The sequence below is a fragment of the Priestia sp. FSL H7-0729 genome (assembly GCF_038005685.1).
Lineage (GTDB): Bacteria > Bacillota > Bacilli > Paenibacillales > Paenibacillaceae > Paenibacillus.
This window is the reverse complement of record NZ_JBBOTQ010000028.1, coordinates 22,528-31,492: the sequence shown is the minus strand read 5'-3', so window position 1 is coordinate 31,492 and position 8,965 is coordinate 22,528. Positions and strand designations below refer to the sequence as shown.

Annotated in this window: 11 protein-coding genes; 1 reads left to right on the top strand and 10 read right to left on the bottom strand. The window is 46.0% G+C overall.

Annotated features, from left to right (window positions below):
- Nucleotides 1-453: 453 nt before the first annotated feature.
- The 7 genes from MHH93_RS28115 to MHH93_RS28085 all read right to left on the bottom strand — a co-directional run bounded on the left by MHH93_RS28115 (nucleotide 454) and on the right by MHH93_RS28085 (nucleotide 6,340).
- A complete protein-coding gene (locus MHH93_RS28115; protein WP_500056768.1) occupies nucleotides 454-1,674 on the bottom strand; it encodes a TraB/GumN family protein in 1,221 nt (406 codons plus the stop codon).
- A gap of 132 nt (nucleotides 1,675-1,806) precedes the next feature.
- Nucleotides 1,807-1,989: a hypothetical protein gene (locus MHH93_RS28110; RefSeq protein ID WP_239293079.1), complete on the bottom strand. Its 183-nt coding sequence runs from the start codon at nucleotides 1,987-1,989 to the stop codon at nucleotides 1,807-1,809.
- Nucleotides 1,990-2,027: 38 nt separating this feature from the next.
- Complete coding sequence (locus tag MHH93_RS28105; RefSeq protein WP_500056766.1) at nucleotides 2,028-3,323, bottom strand: ABC transporter permease; 1,296 nt, start codon at nucleotides 3,321-3,323, stop codon at nucleotides 2,028-2,030.
- On the bottom strand, nucleotides 3,316-4,218 hold the full coding sequence (locus tag MHH93_RS28100; RefSeq protein WP_341009772.1) for an ABC transporter ATP-binding protein: 903 nt from the start codon (nucleotides 4,216-4,218) through the stop codon (nucleotides 3,316-3,318). The genes MHH93_RS28105 and MHH93_RS28100 overlap by 8 nt, the downstream gene beginning before the upstream one ends.
- A 20-nt stretch (nucleotides 4,219-4,238) precedes the next feature.
- Nucleotides 4,239-5,135: an ATP-binding cassette domain-containing protein gene (locus MHH93_RS28095; protein ID WP_500056764.1), complete on the bottom strand. Its 897-nt coding sequence runs from the start codon at nucleotides 5,133-5,135 to the stop codon at nucleotides 4,239-4,241.
- A gap of 13 nt (nucleotides 5,136-5,148) precedes the next feature.
- Nucleotides 5,149-5,538, bottom strand: coding sequence for a GntR family transcriptional regulator (locus tag MHH93_RS28090; protein WP_091038380.1), 390 nt, complete (start codon nucleotides 5,536-5,538; stop codon nucleotides 5,149-5,151).
- 88 nt (nucleotides 5,539-5,626) lie between these two features.
- Nucleotides 5,627-6,340 carry a hypothetical protein gene (locus tag MHH93_RS28085; protein WP_500056763.1) on the bottom strand — a complete coding sequence of 238 codons (714 nt, stop codon included), beginning with the start codon at nucleotides 6,338-6,340 and terminating at the stop codon, nucleotides 5,627-5,629.
- Nucleotides 6,341-6,557: 217 nt separating this feature from the next.
- On the opposite strand from MHH93_RS28085, the gene MHH93_RS28080 reads away from it, so the two are divergent.
- Nucleotides 6,558-6,884 carry a hypothetical protein gene (locus tag MHH93_RS28080; protein ID WP_500056761.1) on the top strand — a complete coding sequence of 109 codons (327 nt, stop codon included), beginning with the start codon at nucleotides 6,558-6,560 and terminating at the stop codon, nucleotides 6,882-6,884.
- Between the two features lie 110 nt (nucleotides 6,885-6,994).
- Here MHH93_RS28080 and MHH93_RS28075 read toward each other — a convergent pair whose 3' ends face one another.
- From MHH93_RS28075 to ctaG, 3 genes are all read right to left on the bottom strand, one after another.
- Nucleotides 6,995-7,366: a hypothetical protein gene (locus MHH93_RS28075; protein ID WP_105601396.1), complete on the bottom strand. Its 372-nt coding sequence runs from the start codon at nucleotides 7,364-7,366 to the stop codon at nucleotides 6,995-6,997.
- 142 nt (nucleotides 7,367-7,508) lie between these two features.
- The gene (locus tag MHH93_RS28070) at nucleotides 7,509-7,973 is read right to left on the bottom strand and encodes a DUF420 domain-containing protein (RefSeq protein ID WP_440391666.1); all 465 of its coding nucleotides are present in this window, start codon (nucleotides 7,971-7,973) and stop codon (nucleotides 7,509-7,511) included.
- 35 nt (nucleotides 7,974-8,008) lie between these two features.
- The gene (gene ctaG / locus MHH93_RS28065; protein WP_500056759.1) at nucleotides 8,009-8,932 is read right to left on the bottom strand and encodes a cytochrome c oxidase assembly factor CtaG; all 924 of its coding nucleotides are present in this window, start codon (nucleotides 8,930-8,932) and stop codon (nucleotides 8,009-8,011) included.
- Nucleotides 8,933-8,965: the final 33 nt, after the last annotated feature.

The window sequence follows — 8,965 nt, the reverse complement described above, 5'->3', positions numbered from 1 at the left end:
GTTTCAAACTTTCGCGTTCATTCTGCAAGCAGAATGTTTACTCACTCGTTGTTCAGTTTTCAAAGATCAAACTTGTTTCGTTACCGAATGTCGTTCTCTTCAGCAACTCTTATATAATATCATGTCCGAACCAACTTTGCAAGCTCTTTTTTTAAGTTTCTTTCGAAGCTTATTTCACTCGCTTGCCGCACCGTGTATCTCGTGTTTTTTCGGCCGGAAATAGAATATACCATGTATTATAGGCACTTGTAAAGAGTTAATTTCTAAAAATATTAATTCTGAAATTTAACCATATTAAGTATCATGAATCTACAATGAAATCTTAGCTGCAAATTGTACTATCCTGCAACTGATCCTCTTGATATAATCGCTCTTTCTTCTATATAAAAGAAGGTAACCCTCTCAACTCTCATATTCGAGATGAAAAGGTTACCTTCTATAATATATCTATATTTATTTACGTTCTACTTTATATCCTTTATCCTCAAGTAGTTTTACAATGCCGTGATCGCCCAGGTAGTGTGCTGCGCCAACAACAATGAAATACTCTTCGCCTTTGCTGTTTTTCAAGTAACCATCGATTTTGTCCGCCATACCAATGTTACGATCAACCAGCATCGCTTTGTTGTACTCCTCGTTAGTCGAGAAGCTGTTTGTCAATTCAAGCAGTTGCTCGTCATTCCCCGTTTTCCACATCTCTGCCATTTGATTCACACTGTTATCCAGCACATCGAAGTTCTCGATAGTCGCTTTTAGTGTCTCCTCTTGTGTTTCTTTGGAAAAATCGTTAAACATGCCAAGTTGAGATTGATAACTCTCCAACTCAATAACTGGAAGTTTGCGCTCGATCGCCTTCTGGATGAAATACAGATCCACTCCTGCCGATGCCTCGTATCCAGCAGTTGCCGACTTCAAGCTTGCAAGTGTGGTCTCTACAACCCAAGGTTTGAATGCGTCCAATGCATTAGGCTCCAGACCATTTTTCTTCAATACATCACCCAGCTTAGTATACGTATCACTAGATATGTGGTCTTTCAGTGTTGTTCCATCCTGATACGAACCCAGACTCAGAACCAGCTTCTGCTGCTCTTCATCAGCAGCTTTGCTAATATCAATCTCTACACCAAGATAGTCAGCTTCCGCAAAAGCTTCTTCAAACTCCGGACGTAATGGATAGAAGCTCTCATCGGCAATATGCATGGACCCTACCAGATATACCGTGTTTCCATTGCTCTCCACTTCCCACATGAAGCCGCGTCCACCGGTTTGAGCAGTTTCCGTTGCTGCATCTTTGGAAACCAACAGCACGCTGCGTGTTGCAGCATCCCAGCGCACTTCATAACCCGCTGCATCTCCAACGATGCGGATTGGAGCATACGTCACACCGTTGATACGTGTAAGTTTGCTTTTCAGTGTAATCGTTTTGCCATCTACCACAGCCGTGATCGTATCATCTGTCGCAGTTGTTAGCTTCACGTCCATAGCATCCAGTGTTGTGCGCAGCGGGACCAGTGTTGTGCCTTTTTCCAGGATCGGTGCTCCTGTAGCATATTTCACCGCTTGATCATTGACCTTTACGGAAGTTCCCTGAGGAGCCGCCATTGCCGGTACCGCAGATGCGAGCAAACCCACCGAGACTGTAAGAGATAATAGCGTACGTTTCCAATTCTTCATATTATGTATTCTCCTTTATTGAATATAGTTGCCAATCATTTTAATAGAATGGACATACTTAGATACTACGGATAAAGGTGGAAATGGTGCCACCCATCTTAGAGTAGCACCTATTTTTTGTTTATTTTCTCATTATTTTTTGCTGCCAGCCATCCAGAGACCTACAGCTGCAAAAATAGCTCCAGCTCCCATCATCGCCCCTTGAACTGCATCCTTTACCACAGAACCTTCTCCACTTATGACTGATGCTAACAATAGAACAACTACTCCTGCGCTCATTAACTTATAGGACTTTGTATTTAATTGATTAATCATATTCAATCTCCTCCGTGGACAACAACTGAATAAATATATTAGATCTTATATGCCTTCATGGCCTTAAATAACTCTTTAAAGGTTGGGCGTTTACCATACATCAACACACCCGTGCGGTAGATTTTGGCTGCAAGCCATCCGAAGATGATAATGGATACGATGAGAATCGCTAAGGACGTTAGAATCTCCCAAGTCGGTGCGACTCCCGCACCGATCCGTACCAGAATCGCGGTCGGCGACGTGAATGGAATGAAGCTTGCGATTTTCAGCAACAGAATGTTCGGCGTAGAAATACTGAAGATCGCAATATAGAAGGATACGAGCGACAACATCGTAATTGGCAAGACAGCCTGACCCAGTTCTTCCGTACGGCTTACCATTGAGCCAATGGCAGCGAACAACACGGCATACAGGAAGTAACCCAGAATGTAGAATATGAGTCCGTACACAATAACCGCAATATTCACATCACTCAGACTCATATTGAAATCACCTAACACTGCACGGTTATGCGGCAGCAAGATATTTCCGGCAACTACCGCTCCGAAGATCCCGATTTGCAGCATACCTACCATGAAGATCCCGATGATTTTACCAAACATCTGACTGAGCGGGGATACACTCGTAATGAGAATCTCCATAATACGCGAGCTCTTCTCGGCTGTGATCTCAGAGGCAATCATGTTACCTGTCATCATCGTGGAGGTAAACAGCAGGATAATCAGCAAGTACACCACAATATAGTTAATCGGGCTCATCGAACCTTCTGACTCAGCACCGGCTCCACTTTCATCTGTGCTCAAGCTTTGCTCGGTGAGCTTCACTGGTGTTGTAATCAGCTCCTTCTGCTCCGCTGTGAGCACATCCTTCACAACTACATCCAGCTTCACACTTTGCAAAGCAGCTTCAATGGATGCAATGATCTGAGGGGACACATCTTCTGCTGAATAGAGAATAGGCTGAGGGAACTCCTGTCCAGCGACAGCTTCGAACTTCAGATAGCCGTCGATAAGCCCTGCTTCCGCATCCGCTGTAAGAGCTGCCTCATCTTTGTCTCCACTGGCAATGAAGCGATAGGCCTGATCTCCTTGGGCTGCAGAGAAACTCTCCAGTTTCTCGGAAACTTCAGTCTGCCCTGCGCTCAGAAGACCAATATTTACAGGATTACTGCTTGAAGCTCCGCCAATGGAACCTCCATTGAATAAGGTAATGAAATATGGAACATTGAGTCCGATAGAAATTAAAAGTGCAAGTACAATGGTCGTAACCATGAATGATTTCGTTTTAACTTTGTTTTTAAATGTAAAACCCGTAATCGTTCCCATTTTATTCATTCGACTCACCCACCTCACGAATAAAGATTTGGTTAAGCGTTGGTTCCTTCAGTTCAAAGTGTTCCACTGTCGTCTGGGTCATGGCTGCTCTCAGGATCTCCTGAGCCGCTTCCACCTGACTAATATGTATCAGGTACCCGCGCTCATTCCGCTCAACTTTCTTCACACCAGACAATTGTTCGAGTCCTTCCACACTTCCGATCGTACCCAGGAATACCTGTTCACGCGGATACCGGCTCTTGATCTCCTTGATCTCTCCTTGTACCACCGTGTTGGAACGATGCAGAATGGTGATCTGACGACACAACTCTTCAACATGCTCCATGCGGTGTGTCGAGAACAGAATGGCCGTGCCTTCATCCCGCAATTCCTTGACCGTGGACTTGAGTAATTCCACATTAACAGGGTCCAGCCCGCTGAACGCTTCATCCAGAATGAGAATCTGCGGTCTATGCACTACGGCTGCGATAAAGCCCATTTTCTGCTGATTACCTTTGGATAACTCCTCAATCTTCTTATCGTAGTACTCAGGTACCTCGAACCGGTTCAGCCAGTACTTGAGGCTCTGATCTGCATCCTTACCATTCATGCCACGAAGCCGCGCAAGGTAATTAATCTGTTCGCTGACTTTCACCTTCGGGTACAATCCACGCTCTTCCGGAAGATAACCCATAATCTGTTGTAGCTCTGTATTGTAGGGCTTGCCGTTGTACAGGATATTCCCTCCGTCAGGGTGAATCAGTCCAAGCACCATACGCATCGTTGTTGTTTTACCTGCACCATTGGCTCCCAGCAGTCCGTAAATCTCCCCCTCTTTTACATTGAGCGTGACTCCATTAACGGCTGTTTTGTCTGCATACTGCTTGACGACTTGCTTCAATTCCAATCGGTTCATCATTTATCGTCTCCCTTCGGTTATTTCCACTGTACGGGTGCATACCCGGCAATCCAGAATGCCAGCACTTCATCCAATTCCAGGTTACGAATTTTCAATACTCGGTTACTGGACAACTCCAACCTTTCCTGCGCTTCGCTGACTCGAGTTGTAATGACACGAACCAGACCTCCCTCTTCCAAAGAAGATTCCACAACACCCGGGATACTCTCTGGCCTTAAATCCCCTTCATACCAGACTTCTTTCCATTGATCGAGCACCATATCTTTTTCGGCCATCCCCAGCGACTGACCACGGTGCATCAATATAATGTAATCAGCAAGCCTTTTGACTTCGTCCGCAATATGTGTGGCAATCAGAATCGTGGTGTCTCCCCCTGCCATGAAGGTACGGAACTGCTCGACCATCACTTTCCAGGCAAAGGGGTCCAGTCCTGATGAAGGCTCATCCAAAAGCAATAATCTTGGGCGAGCTGCGATTGCAGCTGCAATCTCGAATTTTCGCCGTTCTCCCTTGGACATCTTGTTCAGCTTCACATCAACAGGTACTTCCATATCCCGAATCAGTTGGTCGAACAACTTCATATCCCAACGCGGGTACCAGTAGGAACGAAAATGGGCTGCTTCCTGTGCGGTTATCCGGTTCTCTTCCGAACCAGCGTTATCTGCCACAAAACCAATCTGTTGTCTCAATTCAATGGGGAGCGGCCCCTCATTTTCCTGACCAAACCATATAATCTGTCCGGTATCTGGATGCACCACTTGTTGCAGCATGTTAAGTAGTGTGCTTTTGCCTGAACCGTTGTGACCGAGAATAGCCACTACATACCCTTCCGGGATGGTGAGATCAATCGGGCCAATAACTCTGCGTTTTCGCATTTTGGATACGCCGTTCAACTGAACTGCTATGGGTTCCATATGAATCACTCCCTTACTTCGCGTAAATAGCCTTCAGGACTTCCCGGAACAGACTCTCCATCTCTTCTTCCGTACAGCCTACCGATTTTCCAGACTGCACCGCAGCCTGCATCGCTTCCTGCGCGGCCTTCAATCTATAATTTTCTCTATCGCCGGCTTCTACCTGGGCCACAAATGTACCTGTCCCCTGCTTCGTACGAAGCAGACCTTCATTCTCCAGATCCTGATAGACCCGTCTAACCGTAATAACACTACAATTCAGCGCTCCGGCGAACTCACGAATGGACGGCAAATGTGTCCCCTCCCCCAACTGACCCGTTATAATTAAAGATCTTAATTGATTTTCAATTTGGTGGTATAAAGGTTCAGCGCTATTTTCATTAATTTGAATGGGTATTTTCACATCTTGCACCTCGCCCTCCGGTACACTCCAGTCTGTTACCTGACCGTGCCGGTTTCATCCTGTATTCGTACACAAGCTCAACTCTCATTTAATTCAAATCCCGATGAACCAGCTTCTTCAGCGTCAAGCGACTAAATAACCATAATACCGCTACGCCAGTCACCAGAGAAATCCACATCACTGGGGAAAGCAACCCCCATGATTTACTTACATCAATCACCATTCGAAAGCCGTAACTGCCTGACATTCGAATCAATAAGGATATGCCAATCGCAATGGGTACAAAAAGCGTACTGAGAACCAAGTATTTCTTGCCACTGTTTAGAAACTCTCCGTAAATATATAATCCTGTTACCAAAAGTCCATAACCTGTACAGGTCAGGCTAAAAGCCAGATATTGATCCCACCTGAATCCTTCGGCATGAAGGCTAACCACGTATAACGATCCGTAGAAAAAAATACCATTGTAAGCAAACGCCATTAGAGCTTGCTGTAACCTGGACCACATCACCGCTTGTTCAGGGATCGGGATTCTTCGATAGTAGGCCAACATCTGCGTATAGGAATCCTCCTGTATGTAACGGAAGGAGCGCCTGCAGAACATAAACCCTTGAAATGGCAACATGATTAAAAAGAAGGAATCTACTACAGGATTAATGAAATCCGTCTGTTGTTGTCCCAATAACATCACACCGCTCATGCCGCCAGTGTATATCATGAATATTGCAGACCATAGCCATTGGAGCTTATCCTTACTCGTCTGGTTGCGGGTCAACCACCACGCCTGCTTCCATTCGTTCATATGCATGCCTGCCTTTCACCTGTCATTCACTCATTCACTCGTCTTGCTTATTGAGATCACTGTGTTTACTGTATATATCAATATACACAGTATATAGACCAAATCATCATCCCGTCAACCCTTAATTTTCCTGAATAAGGAAGATGGGATGGGATACATTTTGAATTTACGTTAAAATAAATCATAGTCACCGATCAAAGAAAGGAAGGTTACAACTATGGATTGGCTGGTCGAGATCGGGTTTGTGCTCCTTTTCCTTATCGTCGTTTTCTGGTTGATCCTCCGGGATGAGCCTCATCGTCATTCTGCCAGAAAAGGCAGACACCGCAGACACCGTAACAACGGTTATGCCGACTCTGCTTCGGGATATCCGGTCATTACAGGAGATGACTCCTACGATCGACATTCCAGACACACACCCGATCACAAACATCATGAGTCTGATTTTTCATCAGGCATACATTCTCATCACAGCAGCGATAGTAGTAGTAGCGACTCTGGGGGAGATAGTGGCGGCGGAGATGGTGGAGGTGGCGGGGATTAAACCCTATTCCCTAATTACAAAAGAAGGGCTGTACCCATTATTGTGTAAACACAATTCGGGTACAGCCCTTTGCCGTTCTCTAGCACCTGTTAGAAGAAGAGGCCTTGCGATTAAACGAGGTTATAACCACTAGGCAGACTGCGGTTGGCGCGGATCGCACGAATCTCGGCCAGAGTCAGCCGCTCATTCGTGGAGATCAGGGATTCCACGTCATTGCCACGAATCAGATCATCCAAATCTCTCAAGTTGGTGTTGCCTCGGAAGACACGGAATCCCCCCTGAAAGTTGGGCCGTGTAAACACAACTAGTGTTGCATTGGAACTTGTTGAGAAAAACCGCAGGCTCTCTACCCCGTCCAAAATATTGTCCAGGTTACGAAGGCCTGTGTTGCCACGATAGATACGGCTTCTCCCTCTGTAGTTCTCTTCTGAATACACGGTAAGACGTGGATAAGTTTGACTGACATTGACTGTTTTTTTCATTTTGTTTCCCCCTCTCGAACTCATTCTATGTATGAGAGAGAGAGGTAGCGTGGACGAATCATCTGCTAGATTCGTCCATTTTCATATTTTCAGCATATGATAGGGATGCACGCCCGATTAGCCTGAGGTTGTGTCTCTACTTTTACACGCCGAGGATAGCTTCCCACACCGGACGTGTGTGACCACCAGGATATAATAGATACAACAGAACATACACGACAACACCCGTTAGCGCTGACCCGAACCAGATCATGGACGTGAACTTGCCCCAGCGGCGATGTGTTCCGAACTTCTTTTTGAACCCTAGCACCAGTGTGGAGATGCCAAATATTGCTGCCACGGTAGCGAGGATAATATGGAAGATCAGAAATATCCGATAAAAGATCTCCAGATCCGGGTCCCCCCCCCAAGCCGTATTACCTACGAACACTGTACGAGACATATAGATTACAAAGAAGATTAGAGCTGCGATCGCACCTGCTACCATGGCGGACTGATGAGCCTCGCGTTTGCCCTGAATAATCAGTACCCATCCGATCCCTACCAATACTGCACTAATCACAATGAAAGAAGTACTGATCGTTGGTAGCCAAAAATACATATCCATCGTGTGTTCCCCCTCTTGTCAGAACATTGACTTAATTACTTTGCAGCCGGATTGAGCGGCCCCTCTGCGCCCCCAGCAGGATATGAATCATCATCATCTTCCTGCTTCTCTTTCCGATACCATTGGAAAAAGACATAGGCTAACATGGAGGCGAAGATCCCTTCCTGAATAAACTTCATTACAATGCCACCGACCTGCTGATCTTCCTTCGCGGAAGACAGAAAGTTGAAGAACGCAGGCCCACCGAATGAGCGAAGTAACGCCGAAGAATCTCCAGACACACAATATCGCATTGCTTCAGCCCATACTGCCGGGTTGCTGTACGTCTGATACAACGGCTCGGACGCAAAAATAATCAATCCACACGCAGGCGTGAGCAGTACCATATTCAGAAAAATAAAACCGATCTTGGATAGCCCCGAAGCTTGTCTGCCCTCTGGCAACGGATTCAGCAATGTCCACCACATGAGCATCGAGGTGATAAACAGTGCAATATAATACAACCGGTGAACGGTAAAATTCAACATAACGTAATCATGTACAATCGGTAGGTGATACAGCGAAAACAGCCCGTTAAAAATCACTGCCGCAACGATCGGATGAGCCAGGAACGATAGCTGGCGTGTTGGCAGCCAGCGTACGATTCTGCGCCATACCCAGATCGGCAAGCCTTTCATCATCAGCGGCGGCGCTACCAGATAGGAGAACGCCATGCTTACCATGTGAAAACTAAACATCACGTGACCAAGCAGATTAAATGGTCCAGCTTGAGCCAGATACAGGACAAACAGCCCTGTAATAAACATGATTTTCTGTCCGGCAGTCGCAGGTTCTGCATCCTTTATTTGCTCGCTTAACGGTCCCACGAGCACTAAATACGCCGCAGCAATGATCAGAAATAAAGCCAATATAAGCGGACTCCATAAGTCGTTGAAGCTAAAATATTGCAACCCGAGCATACGGGAAACCTCCCCGTGACCTGATTTGGTTGT